We start from the raw sequence: 23,612 nt of genomic DNA on the forward strand, positions 1-23,612 counted from the left end.
ATAACCTTTTATATCGTCTTTCACCTTTTATCCTATGTTAGAAACGTTAGAGCTCACTGCAATCGGAATCCTCTACTTCTTCGGAATGGAATTCTTAGCCAGATTTCTTCATAAGTATGTAATGCACGGAGCTCTTTGGTTCCTACACGAGGATCATCATAGAAAGAAACAAGCTGAACTTGAAAAGAACGATGCATTTGGAATAATTTTCGCGGGCATTGCAATACTCTTGATTGTTGAGTGGTTAAGAACTGGAAATCCGCTTCCTTTTGCAGTGGCTGTAGGAATGACAGCTTACGGTGCTGCTTACGTTTTTGTGCACGATATGATAATACACGACAGGCATTTACATTTACGTTCTTGGGGTTTAAGACACCAACCCTTTAGGGAGTTAATACTTGTTCATGACGTACATCATCGTGATGGGAGAGGAAATTGGGGTTTCCTTCTAGTAATAAGAGGAATAGATAAGATACCGGAGGAAGCGAGGCAAAAGGCATGAAAGTAGTAATAGTAGGAGCTGGAATAGGGGGACTTTCAACTGCCCTTTATTTAAGAAAGAAGGGAGAGGAAGTAACTATAATAGAAAAGTTGGATCAGCCAGGTGGAAGGGCTCGAAGCTTCTCACATGAGGAATTCTCATTTGACATGGGACCATCATGGTACTTAATGGCTGAAGTCTTCGAAAAATTCTTCCATGAGGTAGGAGAGGAACCCCCTCAAATAATGAAAGTTAACCCTTTATTTTCCTTATATACGGGAAAGTTAAACGTTCTAGAAAGAAGCGAGGAATTTAATCATGACCTTTCTCAGTTTAAGGACTTTGAAAGCTACTTGGAAGACACTCAATTCATGTATTCTCTGGCTATGGAGAAATTCCTATTTAAAGAGATGAAATTTTCGGATTTCCTCGATCCAGCAATAATAAGCAACTTAAAAAGGTTTCCAATATTTACCAGCTTGGATTCATTTAACAGGAGATATTTCTCCGACGATTTTCTATTGAAGGCTTTAGGTTTCTCCTCAGTTTTTCTTGGAGGTTCTCCTTTCAACACCCCAGCAGTTTATGCAATAGTAAATTATGCAATATACGGAAAGGGAGTTTACTACCCCAAAGGAGGATTTGCAGGATACGTAACTAAACTATTTGAAGCTTGTAAGAAGTCCGGAGTTCAATTCAAGTTCAATCATGAGGTAGATAAGATAGACGTAGATAACGATAAGGTCATTTCTGTTAGATCAGGTGAAGACGTGGAAAGAGGAGACGTGTTCATATTTAACATGGATTATCATTACGCTGATACTCTGCTCCCTATGGAATACACAATGAGGGGAGAATCCTACTGGGAGAGAAGAAAACTTTCTCCATCTGCAGTCTTAGCTTATGTTGGAGTTGAAGGAGAAGTTAATGCTCCACATCACGGAATCTTCATCAACGGAAATTGGAAATTACACTTTGATTCAATTTCTAAGGGAAATGAACCTGACCCTGAAAATATGTCTTACTACGTAAGTTATAGGAAAGCTACTGACAGCTCTTTGAAGGGAAAGGACTTGGTATTTCTTATACCAGTTTCTCCTGGACTTTTACTTCCAAATTATCAAGATTATGTCAGAAAAGTAATTGATGATTTCAAAGCAAAAACTAGAAGTAGCTTCCATATAAAATACGAAAAGGTATATAGAGCCGTGAACTTCGAAGAGGATTATAACGCATATAAGGGGTCTGCCTTCGGATTATCTCATACTTTAGATCAGACAGGTCCATTTAGACTTCCTATGAAAAACAGAAAACTATCTAATTTATTCTATGTTGGTCAATACACCCAGCCTGGAATAGGAGTTCCTATGGTAACTATATCTGCCATGATCGTAGGAGATAAAATATTAAACTGGTCTAAAAAATAGAAAATATAATCTTTTAATTTACTATATTTTTCATTACCGCCAATTTTAATAGGTTTATGGTCCATAGTTACTATTTTAGGAAACTTACTAGGAACACTAGCGCTTTCAGAAAGTTTATAGCCTTAGTCTTAAGGATTTTCATTTAAATCCTAATCTAAGAACTTTTCGAAAATACTAACGCATAGGTTATAAACGTAAGATTAATAAGGTTTTTCCCCTTATTCTTATTCCCGATATTTCAATTGTAATTTTTCTCTTTATGACAAACATTCAACTTCTACCTCTGGCCTATCTCGTTGTATTTTTAGGTTCAATACTAAGCGGTTTTATAGGATATTATTATTCATATGTAAAATACAGTTTAATTCCAAAAGAGACATTCGCAACAATTACCTCTATAATATCATCAATTTCTTCTCTTACAAACTCAATATTTATGATAGCTAGCGCCTTAATAATATTCATTATATCATATTAACTGCGCAGTATTGCTAGCGTTAGCCTTATTCGTTATTTTTAGATATTCAGTTCATTCCGTTTTTCTCAAAACTTAACTTGTTAAGAGACAAATTCGAATCTAAAGATAAAAGCTAAAGGAAAACATAGGGCAAACTTAAAGCAGCTACTTAATATCTTTCAAAATATTCTCAGATTTTATAAAATTGAATTCTAAAAACTAATAGTTATCGTAAATATAGTCGTAGAGATCTAACACTGACTTATCTAACTCTCCCCTCTTAACCTTATCTTCAATAATTTCCTTAAACGAGAATATACTGTCCATAACCTTTAATCTCCTTTCAGGATCAAGTGGGGATAGCACGAAAAGTATTTTTCCGCTATTCATTATGTACTTAGGATATAAGAACTGCTTCATTAATATTTCCATAATAACAGGAGCCATACTTCTATCAAATCTGGGAGCTAAGTTGATCAGTTCCTCTTCTATTTCTGATGGAGTAGCGTCAAGTAATTTACCTATTTTTTGTGCAGCCTCTTTAGCCGATATTTCCCTGAAAGGACCTGAACTATATGCCTTTGAAATTATGTTATATATCTCTTCAAGCTTATCGTTTTTACCAAAAGACTCCAGTATTCTCTTTGCTACTCTCATATCTTGTTCCTTATAGAATTCATATGTCCATTCAAAGTGCAATTTCCATAGGTCCTCGAATATGTCCCTAACCTTAGTGCCTCTAGTCATTTTCAAGACGTCGTTAGCCGGTATTACTCCGTCCCTAGTTAATTTTGGACCCTTAATATATCCGTCCTTAGTTACGGTTGCATCTCTATTCATTAGACTCCAAAGCCAAGCAGTAAATATCCTGTATGTAGCTAAATCGTTCATAAACCTTTGTTTAACCTCATAATCATCTATCGCTGCAGCTAAGTTACCGTTCAATAGCTGAAAACCGTAATTAGCTGCCATATAAAATGCATGCTGAACATGTTCAGGTGTAATATCTCCTTCTGGGACATCATACAATGCGTGCCATAATTCCTTTCCTCCCCATAGATCCTTATTATACAGTAATTTTTCTGGTGTATCAATCATGTCCTTACTTATAACCCAAGGAGTAATTTTTCCATGTTCATCTATCAAACCTAGTTTTTGAAATAATATTCTCTCTTCCGGTGTTAAACCACTATCAACTGTTGGTAATTTAGTACCTTCTATAGTGACATATTGAACTGGGGCATCTATTAATTTCTGTAATTCTTCAAGAGAAGCTCTTAACGGCTTATTTCCTGCCTCAACGTATGCTTCTTCCTTAGTTGCCACCCAACTCTGTCTAAACATGTCATACAGTTTTCCTTTAACTTTTCCTTGGATAATATCGTCCAATGTAACTTTACTAGCTTTATCAGTTATAAAGATCAGTCCTATTAATCTCTCCCTTAGTTTGTCTAATTTTATTCCTCTTAATGCTTTTACATTATACTTATGCCTTTCGAAGGGATCTGTTTGTGGGTAAAGCATCACTGCAGCCATACCACCTACAGGGGCAGCGTCGGCTTCACCGTCTTTCATTCCTGATAACAACATCATTAAAGCGTTGTATTTCTGGTATGCCATCATATTGGGAGACGTCATTGTAATGTTCTGTGGATCTGGAAGTACCTTGTCTTGTAACCACATTTCAATCAAACTGCCCAGATAATCCCATCTACCATTATTTGATTTGACTAACCTTTCTCTGAAAATCCATAATATTACTGGTAAATATCTTCCAGCATTGACTTCTTCATAAAGTAGGGCTAATTTCAATGTTCCTATTTTTAACCCTAATTTGCCTTCTATTCTCCTTAATATTTTCTCAACTAAAAGGGCTTCTTCTGGTGTCTGTGTCTTGGGCAAATAAAAGTATACTCCCGAACCGGCACTCTTTAAACTATTGTAGTTATTTAGTGTATAGATTACTGCAGACGATATTATTGCTGGTATTGGCTTTCCATCTAAAGTTATATCGAAATCAAGAATATGCAAACCGGGTAGCCTATGAAAAACTGTAGGCCATTTATCTCTGCTTTTGTTTATACTGTAAGTTTTGCCCTTTTCATAGTATGGATTTGGTGCCTTTCCTGAGAGAAATAGTTTTACATTTTTTCTACCCTCCCATACGTCAGCTACAGTTTTTCCAGATGCGTAAGGAACATACCATGCAGGCGAGGCATCTTCTTCATCTTCCATTGCTGATATTACATCTGTATTTATTTGATGGTAAGCTCTACTTAAGGGATACCATGGACCCGTAATCTCCAATCCAGGATTCTTAAGTGGATGTGCGTCATTAGGTATTGGCACATTATCGTTTAGTCTCCACCTTAATTTAGATTCTACTTCTAGAGCATTATCTATCATACCTTGAACAATTTCCCTAAAAGTTCTCTTATTTCCGTCAGCATCAATAAATATTTCGTCCCACGAAGGAAATGAACCCTTTAGCTCAACTGATTCTTTTGACTCTAACCATTTTCTTCTTTTACTTATAACACTCTTTATCTCTTCTGAGAATTCGAGTGAAAGCTCTTCGATGAGTTTTTCGACATTAATTGTTCTATCATTTATTATTTTTTCTCCGAAAAGATCTTTATACTTCTCATATATTTCCTCTGGAATCCTTATTATAGATGACAATTTAACATCAATATCATATCCATTTACATGTTTTTAAAGTTTGATAATATGGTTTTGATTATTAATATAAATTATTAAATATTATGGCACAGGGAAATATTAGCTATTAGAAAGAAAAACTAGACAATAGGAAATTTTATGCTGATAATAACTTATACAAACAGTATAAAGAAGTTGACCTTGGTCCGATTATCAAAAAATCTAAAAAATTTAAAAGTGTTCATACATTAATGGATTGGGTAGATGAAGTAGGGAAAATCAGCGAAACAAGAGAAGGTTCATCGTCAAACGTAATAACTAGAATTAACGTTTTTCCTTCTTCATATGAGGAAGTATCTGAAATTATTAAATTTGCAATAAAAAACAACTTAAAAATATATCCTTTTGGTAAGAATAGTAACCATATAGGTCCTAATGTGAATGCGGATATTGGTCTTTCTACTGAAAAATTGAACAGGATTATTGATATTTCTGAGGAGGATCTTTATGTTACTGCTCAAGCTGGAGTTGATTTTCAGTATCTTTCTAACGTTCTAAAGTCTCATGGATTACAGATTCCATTTTTATATAGCGGGACAACAGGTGGATTCGCTTCCACTAACCTACCTTCCATTTTAACTTGGTACGGTTATCCTAAAGACTGGTTATTGGGAGCTAAAATAGCTACAGGATTAGGAGAAATAATAAAAAGTGGAAGTAAAACTACAAAATTTTCAAGCGGATATAAAATATGGAAAGCTCTCTCTGGAGCTTTAGGATGGTTGGGGATTTATCTAGAAATCAATATAAGACTTATACCTTATCAAAATTTTCATTTTGAAGAGATCAAAAATTACGAGGAATATTTTAAAAGGAGACCTTTAGGTATTATAAGTGTAAAGGAAGGTAATAATATAAAAATATATGCAGTAATAAGAGGAGAAGGTAAGATATTCGAGATCCCAAAAAAATATGACGCCTCCATAGTTACAGTTAGAGGTAAGGAAATTGATGTATTAAAAGAAATTGAAGGAGATTATTGTGTTGCGTATTACGGTAATGGATTGATAAGGTGTAATGGAATAGATGTAGAAGGCCTCAGAAGCCAATTTGTGGTAATAAAGGAGAGAAATTGTGCTAGTAATTGCTTTGGTTATAATTATGAAGCTATTTCAATGCTTAAAAATAGTTTAGACCCTAATGGTATATTTTTCAATATTTTTCAATAATTCTATAATAATTACTACATTTACATGCTATGAATGTTAATTTTATATACAGTTTTAGAGAAAAAAGGAGTTATGGACGATAAAAGAGGTTTGGAGAAAAACGCTGTTGGATTTTGGTCACTGCTTGGTCAGTCCGTAGCATTAATAGCGCCATTAGGTGCAGTAGCAGCTACTTTAACTGGAAGTGCTGCATTCGCATTAGCTTCATTACCATTAGCTTATCTTGTGGCTATATTCGGAGTACTAACGTGGATTAACGTACCATATCAATTTTCAAAGAAAATAGCTAATGCAGGAGGATTCTATACTTTCGCTTTAAGAGGAATGGGACCTAGATATGGATTAGTAACTGGATTACTATATTTATTCTCTTATTTCAATGTAATAACAAATGCTATAATATTTACTGGAGGGGTATTCATACCTTCCATCCTTTCAGAATTCTTAGGGATCTCGTTACCCTCGTGGTTTTGGATAATATTCCTTATAATCTTCCTATCATCATTCACTATCCTAGCCTATCTAGGAATTAAGCCCTCTTTGAAATATTCCTTTATTACTTCATTAATAGAAATATCGCTTTTAATATGGTTAGCTATTACAATTATAATAAAAGTAGGACCTCACAACACATTAGCTCCTTTTACTCCTATAGCTCCAGGTGGATGGATAGCAGTATTCGAAGGAATGATATTGGGGTTTGGGCTTCATTGAATTTTCATGAATTTGTATCCAATCCTCAGCCCTTGGGCTTCACCAGAGTCACGGGGCATTGCCCCGTTCATACCCCTCCGCCCCTTTAGCGGGATAACCCCGACCCACCTACTCCCAGTGGGAGTAAAAAAGAGGTGGGGGAACCCGCACATCCTGAGGTATATGTTTAGAGATGCGTTCAGTTGCCTATCCAGAGTGAACCCGCACCTCTCACACCTAAAAGTCCTGCCGACCTTTCGGGAAACCCATCCACATCTGGGGCAGGACTTAGATGTGAGGTACGGGCTCACCTCCTTAACAAAGGAACCGTAAAGTGAGGCTTTATATTTTAGAACGCGGTGAATACTCCTCCATACAGTCCTCGAAATCTTCTTAGACAATCTATCGCTCGCATCTTGGAACATCTCTTTTTTATTCAACTTCTCGACAGCAAACATAGTGAGAGGATACATTCCCAACAGTTTGTTCACAAACTTGTGAACATAATCAAGCACGCGGTTCCTTTCACGGTGGGAGTACTTTCTCATCAGCAATTTCCCTTTTCTACCGTGCTTAGAGGCGAAGGACTGTATTTTACTCCTCTTCAACTCCATACCGAACTTAAGGCTATACAACTCCTTAATTGAAAATGTGACAAACTTATCACCATCATAAGCGTCCAGAGTGTATAAGTTACTGTCAATTGAAAGGAAATCGATAGGACTATTCCATGGTAGTTTATAACGGAATGGCAAATACACTTTATCCTCCTTAATTATGGGCTCACCTAATTCTAGCCCTTCAACCCTCCTTGAAAACCAAGTGTGAGACCAAGAGAAGGTAATATATTCGTAAGGTATTACAGTAATCCTAACTTCTTCGCCCTTAACTTTCCTAAGAGTAGACTTAACCCTAACGTAAACCTTCCTTAATGTCGGTTTCCTTAATGACGCTTGTCCTTTTTCAGCCCTCCTCCTCCAACTATTCAAGATTGAGTAAGCGTCGCTTATTGCCTTATCAACATAATGGGAAGCCAACTTGTTAACTTTCTCAAGCTCATCCCTTAACGTCTTGTAAACCTCCTTCTTCTTAGGCAGAGTTATTTTAATCTTCGTTAGGACTTTCTTACCTTTCTTTACTTCCTTCCTCTCTATCTTAACTCTTTCCCATAACCAGTCTAAAGCCTTCTGTAGTAGGACTCTGTAGTTCTCCAGTAGTATTTTCGTCTCCTCCTTCTTATCGTTCTTTAGGGAGTAAGTTAGGTAAACGTATTCCTCCTCCGGTTGGAATGATTTAAGCCTTAAGCTCTTCGACACATTTCTTCACCTTCTCATATTTATGGCTCCTCATACCATACAACTTTCCGCTAAATGATACCAGTATAGAGATCAAATCTTCGATTAGTTCCTGCTCTGGTGTTTTGTCCTCCTTATTTAATACCACGAGCTCGCTGTTGTGTGCTTTGCATACTTCTTCAATTATCTCGAAACCGAACCTAACTAGTCTGTCTGGGTAGGCTATGACAACTTTCGATACTTCGTTGTTTAGTATCATTCTCAATAGCTTGAGGAATCCTTTCCTCTTCATGTTTAATCCAGAACCAACGTCAGTTATTACTTGGTCGTAGTCCTTAACGTTCTCCTCCAGGTATTTTACTTGGTTTATTAAGTCGTCTTTCTGTGTGTTTGATGATACCCTAGCGTATAATACTACTTTCCTCTTCCTAACAATCCCCATGAGTCTTTCGACATCCTCTTCTTTAAACCTCCATTTTCCACTCTGTAGTATCACGGGTTTTATGTAACCCTTCTTAACATAGCTCTGTAGTGTGCGGTATGATATTCCTAGTTTTTGGCACACTTCCTTAGGTTTCAGCATTATAGTTAAACTTACATACAAAGTATATAAACTTCACGGTTTATCGGAAACTGTTGACTACGGCAATATTTTCTATGTCTGGCTCAAGTGGTGCAGTTTATATTGCAGAAGAAGCACAACAACCTAGAAGAAACATTAGATTAGCAGTATTGATAAGTTTTCTAATAACTGGTATAGTTTTCGTTTTGGTTTCTTATGCCTTTACTGTAGGCTGGGGAATAAGTAATATGTCAAATTTTGCATCTTCCGGAATACCTGGATTAATATTAGCCGATAAATACATAGGACTACCCGCAGTGGTTTTAATCTTCATTTTCATAGTAAATAGTTTATTTGCAGGTTCATTAGCTCCGTTGAATTCTTCAGCAAGACTACTTTATGCCTTAGGTAGAGATCAAGTACTGCCATCATTTTTTAGTAGAGTGCATCCTAAATACAGAACTCCCGCAAATTCAATATTATTCCTATCAATGCTTTCTGCCATAGTATCAATTACCGCCGGACTCGTGATGGGACCTTATTATGGTTTCTTATATCTTGTTCTAGCGTCTTCAATAGCTACTTTTATAGGGCATATTTTAGGAGACGTGGCTCTACCATTTTTCTATAATAAAATTAAGAATTTCAATATTATATTACACGGTATAGTTCCAGCAATTTCCTTTGTTATCTTAGCTTTAGGAATATATTACAGCTTTTATCCACCCACATATCCTATAAATATCGCAGCGATAACTACATCCGTATTTGCCATAATAGTGATAATTTATGCTTTAGTAAATAAGAGCGCTAGAAAATTAAGTAATTTGAATGTAGAAGAATCTGAAGATAAAGTATGATTTAACAAAAATATTTTTTATTATTGTGATATTGAAATTAATTATACAAGTATTTTGAAATCATTCAAGTTATATCAAACTATTTTTATGTTATAAAACCTAGCTAAATTCTTTATAAATACTAGACTTATTTTTAACTATACTTCTTTAATAATACAAAAATCAATATAGCCATAAAAACAAAATTTATAAAGGAGAAGAGGCAGTGTTGACGTTATTGTTTACTAAGTTCTGCTTTAAATTCTTGTATTGCCTTCCTTATTTCGTCTACTGACGCTTCATCTTCAAGAGTAGTTATATCTCCTACTTCACTATTCATTGTAACTGCTCTAACTACTCTTCTCATTATCTTTCCGCTTCTAGTTTTAGGAAGTTTGCTAACGAAATAGAGCTTATCTATAGTAGCTATTGGACCTACTTTCTCTCTAACGGTGTTTATAATCTCTTTTACCAAATTATCGTCTGCGTTATATCCCTGCTTTAAAATTACGAATGCTACCGGTACTTCACCTTTAATAGGATCGCTAACTCCAACTACTGCGGCCTCGGCTACAGAAGGATGCTCAATTAATGCGGATTCCAATTCATAAGTTCCGAGTCTGTGACCTGAAACCTTTATTACTTCATCAGCTCTACCCAATATCCAGAAATATCCATCTCTATCTTTTACCGCATAATCGCCTGCATAGAAAATACCAGGGAACTTACTCCAATATACTTTAACATATCTTTCTGGGTCTTTATATATGGTTAAAGGCATTCCTGGCCACGGATTCTTTAAAACTAGGTATCCTCTCTCTTCCAATTTGGCTGGGTTACCGTTATCGTCTAAAACGTCTGCTTCTAAACCAGGAATTGGCATTCCATTACTCCCAGGCTTCATTGGAATCATTAAATAACCAGGGAGGTTTGATATCATTATCCCTCCTGTTTCTGTCATCCACCATGTAGAACCGAAAGGTATCTCATTCCTTCCTACTTGATTATAAAACCATTCGAAGGCTTCTGGATTAATGGGTTCTCCTACTGAATGCATTAGTCTTACGCTCGTCATATCATGTTTCTTTACCCATTCTTCACCATACTTCATAAAAGATCTGATTGCTGTGGGAGATGTATAAAGAATACTTACCTTATATCTTTCAATTATTGAGGCCCACCTATCTGGCTGAGGATAATCAACAGCACCTTCATAAATTATCCCTGTCACTCCTTCCATTAATGGACCAAATACTATGTAAGAATGTCCGGTAACCCAGCCGATGTCTGCTGTGCACCAATATACATCTTCGTCTCTAACGTCGAATACCCATTTCATTGTTCCATGAAGTAAAGTCATATAACCCCCAATATCATGAACAATGCCTTTAGGTTTACCTGTTGTTCCAGAAGTGTACAAAATATAGAGCGGATCCTCAGATTTTAGTCTTTCTGGTTCCACGTAGGCGTTATGCGGAATATCGCTCATTATTTCATCATAATATATATCCCTCCCTTCGTTCATTCTAACTCCGTTGCCTATCCTCCTTACAACTATAACTTTCTTTATAGACGGAGTTTTCTCTAGAGCTTTATCTGCAATCCCCTTAAGATCTATTACCTTGCCTCTTCTCCATCCTCCGTCCGCTGTTATTAGCACTTTAGCTTCTGCATCGTTCATTCTTGTAGCTAAAGCGTCGGAACTAAATCCTGAAAATACTACAGTAAATACTATGCCTAGTCTAGCTGCTGCAAGCATAAATATAGGTAATTCAGGAATCATAGGAAGATAAATTGTAATCGTATCCCCCTTTCTAAGTCCCAATTTCTCCTTTAACATATAAGATACTCTATTTACTTCTCTATAGAGATCAGAATATGTTAGTTGTTTAACTTCTTTAGGATTTCCTTTCTCATCTACAGGCTCTCCTTCCCATATTATAGCAACCTTATTTCTTCTCCAAGAATTATAATGCCTATCAAGAGTTAAATAGGAGGCATTAATCTCTCCACCCACAAACCACTTATAGAAAGGGGGACTCGATTCGTCCAATACCTTATCCCAATGCCTAAACCACTCAAGTTGTGAAGCTACTTCTTCCCAAAATTCCTTATAATTTTTTACAGTTTTTTCATGAATCTCAGAATAAGTTTTCTCATCTATTACGTTATTTTCTCCTATCTTAGGTTTAATTTTCTTATCGAATGGTAAAGCCCATGTTACTGACATATTTAATATAATAGTTAGCTATAATTTTAAACATTACTTATGTTTATATATTATAAAAAGATTTTTAACTTTAATAGATGAGAGAATTTATCATGACAGAAGAAAAAAGAGCAAACGCAGCACCTCTAGGCCTCTCGGGATTTGCATTAACTACACTGGTTCTAAGCGTGTTTAATGCTGGATTATTGTCATCTCAGGGTGTAGGAGCAGTATTAGGCTTAGCTGCCTTCTATGGTGGACTAGCACAGCTACTTGCAGGGATTTTAGAGTGGAGAGCTGGAAATACATTCGGCTATGTAGCCTTCTTCACTTATGGAGCATTTTGGGAATGGTACTTCTTAACGGCTCTTGGAATTTTTGGAGACGTAACAGCTGCAGGAATAGGACTTGTCTTAGTAGGTTTCGGAATATTTACACTGGTAATGTGATTTGGTACGTTTAAGAGTAATCTAGGTTTATTCATAACGTTTTTACTTCTATGGATAACGTTCTTCCTACTAGGCATAGGCTCAATGATTAGTAGTACTCCGCTAATTCATGCAGGAGGTTATGTCGGAATATTAACTGCAATAGCGGCATGGTACACAGGCTTAGCTACCGTAGTTGCGGAAAACCTAGGAATAAAAGCACCTCTAGGAAAAGCTCCTATGGCATAATTTTTTATAAAATTTAAGCCGTTTACCAATTTTCCAAGAATTTTTATTTTCAACATTTTCTTTTTTTTAGTATTAATGTATTAATGGAATAAACATTGAGTTATGATAGCAGTTTTACGTAAATTTCTCTCTTAAATATTTTCATTTCCTTATGCAATAAGTGTAATTTGTTTGAGGCAATGATATTGTAGGCTTTACAGTGAACTATTAACTTATCTATGGTACTGAATTATTTTTAACGCTACGTAATGCTGAAAGGATTTTCCGATAAAAGTTATTAGAGTTACTTATAACGCTACTACTTCCAGTAAATTTTTATCCTTATTATTATCCAATTCTCAGATCATTTAATAAGAATTTATAGGGGTACTAACGTTAACATTAATGGAGTTTTATATTTGAGTTTAGCCAGATTAATTTTGGTAAAGTAGGTTTGACTCTAAGAATCGAAGTAGGTAAAAAAGGTTATATAATAATTCCAAAAAATATTAGGGATCTTATAGGAATTAAGGAAGGAGATACCATAATTCTAAATGTCGAAAATGGAAGAATAATTTTGGAACCAGAGAGAAAAGTAAATATTAATGATATTATTAGGAAACTTAACGAACATGAGGATAAAATATCTTATGCTAAGAAAATAAAGTTGGGTGATTTAGCTCAAACAAGCTTAGAAGAGGAGTTTGAATAATATTTTTAGATGCAAATTTTCTCATATACTTAAACTTAGGTGTAAAGGAGATAGAAGAAGTCTATCTTAAACTATTAAGGGAAGAGAGCTTAGCCTTAGATCCTTTAGTGTTAGATGAAGTTATCTATGTTTCTAGAAAGAAATATAATGTTAAATTTAAAGATACTATAGAATTTCTTGATGAAATAGTGCTACAGAATTCAATACTCTTCTCAATAACTTCTAACGAATATAAAAGAGCCAAAGATTTCATGATAAATTATTCTTTAAAACCTTCCGATTCTCTTCATGTAGCTGTTATGTTAAATAATTCTATTAAAAAGATTTTAACTGAGGATAAAGATTTTGATAAAATTAAGTAAATAGAAAAAATTTGGATATAAAGCCGCAGTTTTTGCTTTGTGGATTTATTGAATTTTTGCAGATCTTGATCTTCTTAGAACTTGATAAATTCTAAATTTAATGTCTAATTGAAAATTGATCTTAACAAGGGGTTCAAAAGGGGCGGAAGACTCCATCCGTAAGGGTGGAGATGGATAGCCCCCTTTGTAGTTACATTTAAATACGTATTTTTCAAATATTCTATTAATGGCAGTCACTGACGGAGTAAGCGTCACCGCCTTGGTTAAAGCGAGGGTCTATGTGGTACGCCTCTGCTCCAATCAATAGTTCCATATTGAGACACCGTAGGTTCACATTAGTGCTCGGGGTGGAACGACCCTTAGTGCCTGTGGAGCTGAGACCTCTACCTTTGGCAAGCCTCGGCTTTGAAGCAGGAAGCCACGCCCGTTAGGGCGTGGTAGGCTCCACATGCTTTGCCTCTAACATGGCTAGGCGATGGCTTGAAGAGCCGAAGGAACTACTTGATTGGGGTCAACTTGAGGACCTTCACCACCTCCTCCCCTATACCTAGTCTTCTTAGTCTCACCCTTGTATTCCCCATCCTTGAGTACGTGATAAACTATCCTACATATCTTGTTGGCCAAGGCTAATGTAGCCTTTTTGGAATTGCTTGTCCTCTTCAACAAGGCTTGATAGAAGCCATTAAATTGGGCCGTGTTCTTAGCGGACCTTGCAACAAGGAATAGAACGCGGGATAAGTGCTTATTCCCCTTGATGAGACCGTTGTGAAATTCGGTCTTCCCGCTCTGCTTAGTCCTTGGAGAAACTCCAGCATAAGAAGCAGCTTGTTTCGAAGACTCAAACCTGCTCACGTCTCCAAGCTCAGCGTAAATTGTGGCTGCAGAGATTGGGCCTATTCCGGGTATCTTAGTCAACTCTACTGCTTCCTCGGGTAGGAACTTCATTATCTCGTTCTCCACTTCCTTGATTTGTTCTTCTATAATGTTCAGTAGGTCCAGGAGTTGTTTTAGGATGAACGCTTCTATTCTAGTTAATTTTCTTCCCAATAATTTGGAGTACTCCTTGATCTCTTCGTCAGTTAGCTTCTCATCAGTGGCTAGTTTTCTCACTATTTCCTTTGTCTTCTTTTCGAAGGTAGCTTGTATCCTGCTGTTTCTAGAACTTTCCTTATCTCGTTCTTTACTTGTGTCTTTCTCTCTACTAGTCCTTCTCTGTGTCTTGTCATTTCTCTTAGTTCTTGCATTTCTCCCGTTGGTACGATCCTTTTACTGTGCCTGCAGCGTAGGCTATTGCGAGTCTTATGGAGTCGTTCTTGTCTGTCTTCTTGCCTAGGACTTCAACTGTTTGGACAGGGTTTATCACGTTTACTTTTAGTCCCTTGTCTCTCAGTACGTTGTATACGTGGTAGAAGTATACTCCTGTTGCTTCCATTATTCCTTCTTCGTATCCTTCTAGGAATTTTATAAGTTCTTTGAGTCCTTCCTCGTTGTATTTGAATTCTCTCGTATCAGCTTCTTTTACTGTGTTGTTGTTTATTTCCATCTTGGTTGCAACAAGTCTTGATTCCCCCACATCTATTGCAAATACTTTAGGCTTTATCTTCCTTTCCATGTGTAATACTCTTTTTCTAATTCTTGAATTTTTCTATAATACGCGTTGTATTGTTAATTTTGTTAGGAGATAGTGCGAACTAACTATGAGAACGTCCCCTTAAATTTTTGCACACTCCTACTCGGGATATTGTCCCACATGTTAGATCGCGGGGGACGTATAGCCAGCCTACCACATGGGGTTTTATCCCCATGTTCACTTTCGGCTTGTGTTATTTTCTTGTTCTCTTTATAAAAGTTTTACTCTTGTAAGGCTTGTCTTCTTGTTTAGGAGTGTTGTTCGTGAAAATCGCCGTAGGAGTTCACAAGTAGGGATAATAAAAACCGAACAATTCCACAAGGCATGTAACTGGTACTTCCGTAAAGTTCTTAGCCATTTAGAGACTAAAATGAGTAATGATAGAACAAAGACTTGCTAGAAGTACTAACGAAATTATTTTTACTTTGTTTAGAAAAATTATTATGTATCCGCTTTAGACAACGTAAGTATATAAGGCAATATCCAAGATTTTCTAGTAACGTTCAATACTGCTAATTCCTGCTATTAAAAATTATTTTATTTAATATATTTCTTATAGAAACAATATCACTTTTTAATAATCTTATTAATAACTAAGTTATTGGGAATATCATTAATTCTTTTATCTTTTATATCATCCTCATTATTATGGAAACAAAATATTCTGATGGAAAAATACTGTTAAAAAAGGATGGGAAAATAGCAGAAGTAATTCTCAATAGACCAGAAAAACTTAATACTATAACTTTACAGATGAGACGTGATTTAGGAAAAATATTTGAGGATTTAGATAAAGATCCAGAAACTTCTGTCATAATAGTTAGAGGAGAAGGAGATAAGGCTTTCAGTAGCGGAGGAGATATAAGCGAATTTCTAAATACTTCTCCAGAAGATTTACTAGATTGGGGAAAAACTATAGAGACTATAGAAAATGTTAGTAAACCAACTATCGCAGTACTTAAAGGATATATTTTAGGTGCGGGAACAGAACTTGCATTAGCGTGTGATATAAGAGTAGCTTCACCAGAGACTGAAATAGGATTACCCGAAATAAGATTAGGAATGATACCTGCTAGTGGAGGATTAACAAAAATGGTAAAATCTCTAGGGCCTCTTAAGGCTAAATATTACCTTCTTCTAGGAAAAAGGATAAAAGCACAAGAAGCTCAACAGTTGGGATTAATTCATGAGATTGCAGAAAATCCATATGATAGAGCGTTAGAAATATCTAAGGACTTAATTTCATTATCACCATTAGCAATAAAAGCTATGAAATCTGCAATAAATCTTATAATGGACTCTCCTATACAAGTAGGTTACGATATAGAAAGGAAAACTTTTGGCTTACTAAGGTTTTCAGAAGATTTCAAAGAAGGTATTGACGCATTTCTTCAAAAAAGAAAACCACAATTTAACGGAAAATAGTGTCACTCTAAAGTACTTAAATCTCCAACATCTTGACCTAATTCCTTAGCTCTAAGATATCTTCTTAATATTTTTCCACTCATTGTATGCGGTAAAGAATCTACAAATTCTATATATTTTGGAACATCATGAGCGGCTAGATTTTTCCTTACCCAATCTTGTATTTCATTTTTAATTTGTTCACTAGGACTTATCCCCTTCTTTAAAACTATAAAAGCCTTTATCGCGTTTCCCCTTTCCTCATCTGGAATTCCTATAACTGCAACTTCTGCAACGTTAGGATTTTCAGCAATTACGGATTCTATTTCAGCAGGCCCTACTCTATATCCAGAAACTTTAATCACATCATCTGCTCTACCTAAATACCAGAAATACCCATCTTTATCCATATAAGCAAGATCTCCAGTTAAATAGTAACCTCCTTTGAAATATTCCTTATATCTATCTTCATTACCCCAAATTCCTATAAATAATCCAGGGAATCCAGGCTTAAATGCTAAAATTCCTTGAGAATTTGGAGGTAAAGGATTTCCTTTTTCATCCACAATCAAGGCTTCTATTCCAGGCAGAGGCTTTCCTATAGAACCAACCTTTATTGGTAAGGAAATTATATTGCAAATAACATAAGTAGCAGTTTCGCTCTGCCCGTAAGCTTCATGTAATGGAACTCCAAAAGTATCCTTAGTCCAAGTAACTAAATCTGGTCCTACATATTCTCCTCCTGCGTGAATAAATCGTAAGGAAGAAACATCGTTTTTAATATAACGTAGTTCTTTTTTAAGAAGTCTTAAAGCAGTAGGAGCAGTACTCCAAACTGACACTTTAAATTCTTCAATAATACTCAACCATTTTTCTGCATTAAATTTCGATTCTAAGGTTACTACAGGTACTCTTCTAAGCCAGCCTGTCCATACTGAAGCATAACCTGCTACCCATGCAGGATCACCGGTAGGCCAAAATACATCGTCTTGAAGATCAAAATGATACATCCCGGAAATGTAATATAAAGCAATAGTGTTTTGAGCTTGAACTATTCCTTTAGGTCTGCCTGTAGACCCAGAAGTATATATTATAAACCATGGATCCTTTGTTCTTTTTCTTTCAACATATAACTTTTGCGTAGATTTTAAATCTTCAAAAGAATATTCATTATTATTTGAATTTCCATCAATTACTATGATCTTAACATTTAATCCAGACGTAGCATCTCTTACTCTACCTAACAATTCTTCATGAGTTAAGATAAAATGGGCTCCACTATTTTCTATTCTATATTTAAGAGCTTCAGTTCCGAATGATTGGAATACTGGAACTAATATCCCTCCAGCTAAAGTTGCCCCTATCATAGTAAAATATAATTCAGGAACTTTTCTGGAGAACAATATTATTCTATCTCCGTTCTTAAATCCTAAATCTTTTAGCGAATTAGCAATTTTACTTCCATTTAAAGCAAGGTCATGATAAGAAATTTTCCTTACTTCATCTTTTTTACCTACCCATATTAATCCTACTTTATTTTCATTTTTCTCAATATTTTGGTAAATTGAAAAATATGCAGGATTTATAGTCCCATCTGAAAACGTTAATTCTCGTTCAACTGAATCCCAATTGAACTCTTTTCTTACCTTATCGTAATCATTTAAAATAGGAGATATCTTATTATTCTTTTCCCTTATTTCTATGTTCATCTTAAATATTAATCTATTTCCGTATTTTTAACTTAATTATCTTACTCTAAAAAAGAATTAGCACTTTACGTTCCAGATAATCCTTTAAAAATAGGTATTTTTCTTCCATTTTCCTCTATAAATTCAACTGTAACTTTATCGCCTATCTCTAAACTATTCTTAATATTACTGTAAATTCTAAAACCTTCATCCATTTCCACAATGCCATAATATGTATCTCCTTTTTTGCCCTGAAACTTAGTAATTGAGAAAACCTTTCCATCACCTTTACTCACTTTAACCTCAAGATTTTTAGAATTACATTTAGGACAGTAATCTCTAGGATAGAAAAATACATTTCCGCACGATTTGCACTTAATATAAGGTAGTTTTTCATTGTTCATTAAATTTATATATTCCTTTTTTATTTCATCGAACATATTACTCACCTAAAACCATAGTTACTGCATGACCTCTATTCCATCCTCCTATTCCATTGACTAACACTCTATTAGCGCCCTCTACTTGGTGCCCTTTTGCCATACCATTAAGTTGTGAAAGAGCTTCTTCTAAAATGACTCCTCCACTCATAAACGCAGGTTGTCCTACGTTTAAGGATCCTCCCCCAGTATTTATAGGTATTTCGCCTTTGAACGTAGTATCTTTTTCCTCCACAAATTTTCCTCCTTTCCCTTTCTCAGTTAACCCTATATCTTCTATTTCCAGCAATACGGTTATTGTAAACGAGTCGTATAATTCAAATGCGTCTATTTTCTCTAAACTTACTCCTTTACTGCTTTCTATTGTAGGAGTGTACACTATATCTGGAAGTTCTGGAGGCATTTCGGCCCAGTGAGCTTCTCCATAAAAATGTATTTTAAGAGGTCTTAAATTGGAATTTCTTTGATGTTTACTAACTATAAATGCATGAAATCCATCTACAGGATATACAATTTCAAGTAATCTTAATGGATCGCTAACTAATCTCGATGAGATAACGTCTTTTACCGATAGAGGAGACTTATATAATGATTTTTCATTATTTATTGCATTTTTTCTTTGATTTACAGCTATCATTGCTCTCTGTTCATCAGTAGTGCCAAAAAGTTTTTGATGTCTTTTAGCTACTAAGGCATAATCTGTTACTGGATTCATATCCTCATAAACTCTAAAAAACTCATCGAAAGGAGTTAAACTTATGTTATAGAATTTATCCACAGAATCCGCAGTAACTTTATTTTCCCTTAAAAAAGAACCTTTTCCTCCTACTATGCAAAGTGCAGTATCTATTTCCCCTGAATTTACAAGTTTCTCAGCTCTGTATACCATAGTAAGAGCTGAAGGCCCACCGTAATCTACTATATCTATATATCTTGGTTTTATCCCCAAAAAGGCTGGGATTTGAAAAGAAGGAAAATGAATGTTTGCCTTACCATCGAATGTTCCAGAGAGCATTGTGAAAAACAATCCGTCTATATCATTTGAGTTAACTGAAGCCATTTCCATTGCATTATAAACTACATCAGAAAGTAATTGAAATGTTGAGCCTTCAAATTTTTTATAAGTTAATCCTGCGAAACCAGTTATCATTTTTCCACCTTATATTTCTCTAAGTATTCCTCTTTTAAAGAAATCCCCAAACCTGGCTTTTGCGGTGGGATAAATTCTCCGCCTTCATATCTTATCTCCCCTACTAGTCCTTCTCTTAAAGGATTATATCTTAGATGATACTCAATCATTGGTGAATTAGTAGCTAAAGCTGTATGAAGGCTTGCTATAAATCCTATTCCTCCAGCAGAATAATGAGGTATGAGAGGAAGACCGAACGCTCTGGCAAAATTCCCTATTCTCAGCATTTCCGTAATTCCTCCGTTCCATGCAGCATCTGCTTGAACTATATCAACTGCATGATTTAAGATAATATCTCTAAATTCATATAATGTAAATGCAGTCTCGTATCCTGCTATAGACAAATCTAATTCTTTAGCTAGCTCTGCACTCAAAGAAGGAAAATCTGTAGGTATTGGTTCCTCAAAAAACATAATTCCTAATTTTTCAAGTTCTCTTCCAACTCTTAATGCCGTATTAAAATCATATACATTATTTGCATCGACTGCAATGCTCACATTTTCGAATTCTTCTCTTATTGCTTTCAATCTCTTTAGATCATCTTCAATTTTTAGTCCTCCTATTTTTATTTTAACAGTATCAAATCCCTTATCTACATAACTTTTTACTTCCTCTAATAGCTTTTCTATGTCCTTATCTTGTCTATAGTACCCTCCTGTGATATATCCTTTTATCCTCTTATTTGTAGCTCCAAGAATTGAATAGATTGGAGATCCAAATTCTTTACCTAAAATATCCCATAACGCAATATCTACACCGCTTATTGCAGAAATCATTATTCCTCTCCTTCCTAGCCTAAATGTAGCTTTATACATCTTATCCCATAAACTTATTGGAGCAACTTCCTCGTCCAGTATTATGGACTTAAGGACTTTTTCTATAGTAGTTGATACTGCATCTAAAGCTCCATACGCTATGGATTCTCCGTATCCTATTTCTCCATTTTCAGTCACTATTTTTATAACTAAAACGTCCATGTAATGCTCTGCTCCTTCTTTCACTGCTAAAGCGTCCTTTTCGTAGAATTCTTTTGAAGATAATTTGATTACCTCTAAATCACGTATTTTCATTTCTAAATACCCTCCTCATTATCTTTCCAGAAGGAGTTTTTGGAATCTCATCAACAAAATTTAATACTTTTGGAACTTTATATGGAGCTAGATTATTTTTACAGAAAGTTATAATATCTTCCTTAAGTTCCTCGCTTGCTTTGTAACCATTTTTAAGTTTTATAAAAGCCGCTACGGTCTCTCCCCTATACTCATCTGGTAGACCAACTACTGCTACCTCGCTTACTGCAGGATGCATGTAAATAACTTCTTCTACTTCTCTAGGCATTATCTTAAAACCAGAAGCATCAATTATGTCCTTTTTTCTGTCAATAATATAAATCCAACCATCAACTATTTTACCGACATCTCCAGTAGGTAACCATCCATCTTTGAACTTATCCATCTTCCAATATCCGGATACGACTTGAGGTCCCCTTACTAATACTTCCCCGTCTTCTGCTACCTTGATTTCTGTATTATATACAGGAATTCCAGAACTTACTATTCCAGTTTCCTTATCTACTGGGAGTTTACCATTATAAGGATAAGGCCATAAAGTTGCCGGGGAAGTAGTTTCTGTTAAACCCCAGGCCATGTAAATCCATTGCCCTATTCTTTCCTTCCATTCTAATTCTAGTGCTCTAGGCATTGGCATTCCTCCAGATGACCATAGCCTCATACTCGATAAATCCTCATTATCATATACGTTAAGCATTGCCCTATATGCTGTAGCGACGCTCATTGTAACAGTAGTTTTCTTTTCTTCAACATCTCTGAGCGCAAGCGAAGGATCAAATCTATAGGAAATATCTATTTCACTTCCTGAAAGTATTGCAGTGGTTATGTGAAAAATTTGACCAGTTACATGAAAGAAAGGAGCAATACCTAAAACTTTATCTTTTTCAGAAAAATTAAACCATTTTTTATAGATCATTGATGAAGCGAAAATATTTGAATGAGTTATTGGAACACCTTTAGGCTTACCAGTAGTCCCAGAAGTATAAATTAATAAAGCTAAATCGTCAGGATAAACTAATCTTTCTTCACTAGAAGAAGACTTAAAGTCAAGTTGTTCTTCGCAATCTATCAACTTCCATTTAGTCTTTAGCTCATTAGGTATCTCGTGAAATGACTCTGGATTAGTAGTTATATTTTCTATTTTTTTGCTACTTATAGCTTCACACGATCTTATCATTAATTTAGCTCCAGAATTTTCTATAATAAAGTTCAATTCTCTTTCTGAATAAGAAGGATTTATAGGTAGCACGATTCCGCCTTTTTTCCATACAGCAAATTCAGAGATTACGAACTGAGGAATATTTTGCATAGAAATTATAACAATATCTCCATTTTGTATATTTAGTTGCGATGATACTGAATTTATCATTGAGTTTAATTTTCTAAAAGATATTTTTTCACCAAAGTAGTCCAACGCTATTGTATCTGAAGTATTAGAACTAATAATCTCTGTCATCGCCTTAGGGTTTTTTAGTTCGTCAAATTCTTCGCCTTTCTCATAAATCACAATACCAGTCCTCCTGTTACATCTATTATATCTCCAGTTAGGTAAGAAGCTTCATCTGAACAAAGGAATGAAATAACGTTGGCTACATCTTCTGGAGTACCCATTTTTCCTAGTGGGATTCTGTCAATTATAATTTTTTTAACTTTATCGGGCACTGACGCGGTCATGGGCGTATCGATAAAGCCTGGAACTATAGCGTTTACAGTTATTCCATACTTACCTAATTCTCGAGCAAGAGTTTTAGTAAAACCGATTATTCCTGCTTTTGCTGCAGAATAATTCGCTTGACCTATATTACCTTGCCAACTCGCTGACGACATATTTATTATTCTTCCCCATTTTTGTTTTATCATGCCATCAATGACTTGTTTAGTACAATTAAAAGTTCCATAAAGATGAACTTTTATAACTTGATCCCATTGCTCTGGAGTCATCTTTACAAATAACGCGTCTCTTATAATTCCTGCATTATTTACCAATATATCAACGTGATCTATGTTAAGTCCTTTTAATATATTTTCATAAAACTCTTTACATGAATTCCAATCTGAAACGTCCACAGTCAAACCTAGTGTTCTAGATTTAGTTAACGACGCAACTTTTTCTGCTTTATCAACAACATCCTTAGATATGTCTCCCATTACTACTGTGTATCCTTTCGATGCTAATTTTATAGAAGTTGCATAACCTATTCCACTACCTGCTCCAGTTACAATTGCTACTTTCATATTATCACCTTTAAAAAATAATATAAACCTATATTATTAATATATTCTTTCCTCTTAATAGTATCTCTATAACACGGAAAATAATTTATATTATCCATTAAACTATCTTCACATAATTCGTTTTTATATAATCATGTTTACATATAAAGTAGCTATTTCATTGGTGCCTTCAAAAAGTTTCTAGCCTTTATCTAAGGATTTTTCACAAATCTTAGTTTAAGAACTTTCTGAAAATACTAACGGGTTAGTCTTATTTAACTTAAAATTTTCAGTATATATAAAATCTTGTTAATTCTTATATAAGAGAATATAAAAAATAACTATTTATAGAAATAATCCAAACAAATATATAAATATACTAGATCGCCATTGT

General features: G+C 35.0%; 18 protein-coding genes and 2 pseudogenes. 9 read left to right on the forward strand and 11 right to left on the reverse strand.

Annotation, left to right across the window (positions count from 1 at the left end; genetic code table 11):
* The first annotated feature begins 34 nt into the window (after positions 1 to 34).
* Together DFR85_RS30710 and DFR85_RS30715 are read left to right on the forward strand one after the other, a co-directional pair.
* Positions 35 to 502 carry a sterol desaturase family protein gene (locus DFR85_RS30710; RefSeq protein WP_110271560.1) on the forward strand — a complete coding sequence of 156 codons (468 nt, stop codon included), beginning with the start codon at positions 35 to 37 and terminating at the stop codon, positions 500 to 502.
* Positions 499 to 1,908, forward strand: a complete 1,410-nt coding sequence (locus tag DFR85_RS30715; RefSeq protein ID WP_110271561.1) for a phytoene desaturase family protein — start codon at positions 499 to 501, stop codon at positions 1,906 to 1,908. Before DFR85_RS30710 ends, DFR85_RS30715 begins: the two co-directional genes overlap by 4 nt.
* Before the next feature lie 676 nt (positions 1,909 to 2,584).
* On the opposite strand, the gene DFR85_RS30720 is transcribed toward DFR85_RS30715, so the two are convergent.
* Positions 2,585 to 5,047: a malate synthase gene (locus tag DFR85_RS30720; RefSeq protein WP_110271562.1), complete on the reverse strand. Its 2,463-nt coding sequence runs from the start codon at positions 5,045 to 5,047 to the stop codon at positions 2,585 to 2,587.
* A 230-nt stretch (positions 5,048 to 5,277) separates the two neighbouring features.
* Between DFR85_RS30720 and DFR85_RS30725 the strand changes: the two genes are divergently transcribed.
* On the forward strand, positions 5,278 to 6,255 hold the full coding sequence (locus DFR85_RS30725; RefSeq protein ID WP_110271563.1) for an FAD-binding oxidoreductase: 978 nt from the start codon (positions 5,278 to 5,280) through the stop codon (positions 6,253 to 6,255).
* Between the two features lie 72 nt (positions 6,256 to 6,327).
* Positions 6,328 to 6,969, forward strand: a complete 642-nt coding sequence (locus DFR85_RS30730; RefSeq protein WP_110271947.1) for an APC family permease — start codon at positions 6,328 to 6,330, stop codon at positions 6,967 to 6,969.
* Here the strand turns inward: DFR85_RS30730 and DFR85_RS30735 are convergent.
* Both DFR85_RS30735 and DFR85_RS30740 read right to left on the reverse strand, forming a co-directional pair.
* The gene (locus DFR85_RS30735) at positions 6,963 to 8,264 is read right to left on the reverse strand and encodes an RNA-guided endonuclease InsQ/TnpB family protein (protein ID WP_110271564.1); all 1,302 of its coding nucleotides are present in this window, start codon (positions 8,262 to 8,264) and stop codon (positions 6,963 to 6,965) included. The genes DFR85_RS30730 and DFR85_RS30735 overlap by 7 nt on opposite strands.
* Positions 8,242 to 8,826, reverse strand: a complete 585-nt coding sequence (locus tag DFR85_RS30740; RefSeq protein WP_110271565.1) for an IS607-like element ISSis7 family transposase — start codon at positions 8,824 to 8,826, stop codon at positions 8,242 to 8,244. The genes DFR85_RS30735 and DFR85_RS30740 overlap by 23 nt, the downstream gene beginning before the upstream one ends.
* 53 nt (positions 8,827 to 8,879) lie before the next feature.
* Between DFR85_RS30740 and DFR85_RS30745 the strand changes: the two genes are divergently transcribed.
* Complete coding sequence (locus tag DFR85_RS30745) at positions 8,880 to 9,665, forward strand: APC family permease (RefSeq protein ID WP_246252934.1); 786 nt, start codon at positions 8,880 to 8,882, stop codon at positions 9,663 to 9,665.
* Between the two features lie 214 nt (positions 9,666 to 9,879).
* On the opposite strand, the gene acs is transcribed toward DFR85_RS30745, so the two are convergent.
* Complete coding sequence (gene acs / locus DFR85_RS30750) at positions 9,880 to 11,874, reverse strand: acetate--CoA ligase (protein ID WP_110271567.1); 1,995 nt, start codon at positions 11,872 to 11,874, stop codon at positions 9,880 to 9,882.
* 92 nt (positions 11,875 to 11,966) lie between these two features.
* Between acs and DFR85_RS30755 the strand changes: the two are divergent.
* The 3 genes and pseudogenes from DFR85_RS30755 (at position 11,967) to DFR85_RS30765 (ending at position 13,583) form a co-directional block, all read left to right on the forward strand.
* Positions 11,967 to 12,530 (forward strand): annotated as a pseudogene (locus DFR85_RS30755) (acetate uptake transporter).
* 433 nt (positions 12,531 to 12,963) lie between these two features.
* Complete coding sequence (locus DFR85_RS30760) at positions 12,964 to 13,221, forward strand: AbrB/MazE/SpoVT family DNA-binding domain-containing protein (protein WP_110271568.1); 258 nt, start codon at positions 12,964 to 12,966, stop codon at positions 13,219 to 13,221.
* The gene (locus DFR85_RS30765) at positions 13,221 to 13,583 is read left to right on the forward strand and encodes a type II toxin-antitoxin system VapC family toxin (RefSeq protein ID WP_281351097.1); all 363 of its coding nucleotides are present in this window, start codon (positions 13,221 to 13,223) and stop codon (positions 13,581 to 13,583) included. The genes DFR85_RS30760 and DFR85_RS30765 overlap by 1 nt, the downstream gene beginning before the upstream one ends.
* Positions 13,584 to 14,051: 468 nt before the next feature.
* Here the strand turns inward: DFR85_RS30765 and DFR85_RS32360 are convergent.
* Positions 14,052 to 15,195, reverse strand: a pseudogene (locus tag DFR85_RS32360) (IS110 family RNA-guided transposase).
* A gap of 666 nt (positions 15,196 to 15,861) precedes the next feature.
* On the opposite strand from DFR85_RS32360, the gene DFR85_RS30775 reads away from it, so the two are divergent.
* Positions 15,862 to 16,638 carry an enoyl-CoA hydratase/isomerase family protein gene (locus DFR85_RS30775; protein WP_110271570.1) on the forward strand — a complete coding sequence of 259 codons (777 nt, stop codon included), beginning with the start codon at positions 15,862 to 15,864 and terminating at the stop codon, positions 16,636 to 16,638.
* A gap of 2 nt (positions 16,639 to 16,640) precedes the next feature.
* Here DFR85_RS30775 and DFR85_RS30780 read toward each other — a convergent pair whose 3' ends face one another.
* The 6 genes from DFR85_RS30780 to DFR85_RS30805 form a co-directional block, all read right to left on the reverse strand.
* Positions 16,641 to 18,326 carry an AMP-binding protein gene (locus tag DFR85_RS30780; protein WP_110271571.1) on the reverse strand — a complete coding sequence of 562 codons (1,686 nt, stop codon included), beginning with the start codon at positions 18,324 to 18,326 and terminating at the stop codon, positions 16,641 to 16,643.
* A gap of 65 nt (positions 18,327 to 18,391) precedes the next feature.
* The gene (locus DFR85_RS30785; RefSeq protein WP_110271572.1) at positions 18,392 to 18,745 is read right to left on the reverse strand and encodes a Zn-ribbon domain-containing OB-fold protein; all 354 of its coding nucleotides are present in this window, start codon (positions 18,743 to 18,745) and stop codon (positions 18,392 to 18,394) included.
* Position 18,746: 1 nt separating this feature from the next.
* A complete protein-coding gene (locus DFR85_RS30790) occupies positions 18,747 to 19,895 on the reverse strand; it encodes a thiolase family protein (protein WP_110271573.1) in 1,149 nt (382 codons plus the stop codon).
* Positions 19,892 to 21,004, reverse strand: a complete 1,113-nt coding sequence (locus DFR85_RS30795) for a mandelate racemase/muconate lactonizing enzyme family protein (protein WP_110271574.1) — start codon at positions 21,002 to 21,004, stop codon at positions 19,892 to 19,894. Before DFR85_RS30795 ends, DFR85_RS30790 begins: the two co-directional genes overlap by 4 nt.
* Complete coding sequence (locus DFR85_RS30800; protein WP_110271948.1) at positions 20,991 to 22,460, reverse strand: AMP-binding protein; 1,470 nt, start codon at positions 22,458 to 22,460, stop codon at positions 20,991 to 20,993. The genes DFR85_RS30795 and DFR85_RS30800 overlap by 14 nt, the downstream gene beginning before the upstream one ends.
* 47 nt (positions 22,461 to 22,507) lie before the next feature.
* Positions 22,508 to 23,239 carry a beta-ketoacyl-ACP reductase gene (locus tag DFR85_RS30805; RefSeq protein WP_110271575.1) on the reverse strand — a complete coding sequence of 244 codons (732 nt, stop codon included), beginning with the start codon at positions 23,237 to 23,239 and terminating at the stop codon, positions 22,508 to 22,510.
* Positions 23,240 to 23,612 lie beyond the last annotated feature (373 nt).

Source organism: Acidianus brierleyi (assembly GCF_003201835.2).
Classification (GTDB): domain Archaea; phylum Thermoproteota; class Thermoprotei_A; order Sulfolobales; family Sulfolobaceae; genus Aramenus; species Aramenus brierleyi.

Excerpts from the sequence above, each read along its gene's own strand:
- DFR85_RS30710 (WP_110271560.1), top strand. The coding sequence starts at position 35 with ATGTTAGAAACGTTAGAGCTCACTGCAATCGGAATCCTCTACTTCTTC.
- DFR85_RS30715 (WP_110271561.1), top strand. The coding sequence starts at position 499 with ATGAAAGTAGTAATAGTAGGAGCTGGAATAGGGGGACTTTCAACTGCC.
- DFR85_RS30725 (WP_110271563.1), top strand. The coding sequence starts at position 5,278 with ATGGATTGGGTAGATGAAGTAGGGAAAATCAGCGAAACAAGAGAAGGT.
- DFR85_RS30730 (WP_110271947.1), top strand. The coding sequence starts at position 6,328 with ATGGACGATAAAAGAGGTTTGGAGAAAAACGCTGTTGGATTTTGGTCA.
- DFR85_RS30740 (WP_110271565.1), bottom strand. The coding sequence starts at position 8,826 with ATGCTGAAACCTAAGGAAGTGTGCCAAAAACTAGGAATATCATACCGC.
- acs (WP_110271567.1), bottom strand. The coding sequence starts at position 11,874 with ATGTCAGTAACATGGGCTTTACCATTCGATAAGAAAATTAAACCTAAG.
- DFR85_RS30775 (WP_110271570.1), top strand. The coding sequence starts at position 15,862 with ATGGAAACAAAATATTCTGATGGAAAAATACTGTTAAAAAAGGATGGG.
- DFR85_RS30780 (WP_110271571.1), bottom strand. The coding sequence starts at position 18,326 with ATGAACATAGAAATAAGGGAAAAGAATAATAAGATATCTCCTATTTTA.
- DFR85_RS30785 (WP_110271572.1), bottom strand. The coding sequence starts at position 18,745 with ATGTTCGATGAAATAAAAAAGGAATATATAAATTTAATGAACAATGAA.
- DFR85_RS30790 (WP_110271573.1), bottom strand. The coding sequence starts at position 19,895 with ATGATAACTGGTTTCGCAGGATTAACTTATAAAAAATTTGAAGGCTCA.
- DFR85_RS30795 (WP_110271574.1), bottom strand. The coding sequence starts at position 21,004 with ATGAAAATACGTGATTTAGAGGTAATCAAATTATCTTCAAAAGAATTC.
- DFR85_RS30800 (WP_110271948.1), bottom strand. The coding sequence starts at position 22,460 with ATGACAGAGATTATTAGTTCTAATACTTCAGATACAATAGCGTTGGAC.
- DFR85_RS30805 (WP_110271575.1), bottom strand. The coding sequence starts at position 23,239 with ATGAAAGTAGCAATTGTAACTGGAGCAGGTAGTGGAATAGGTTATGCA.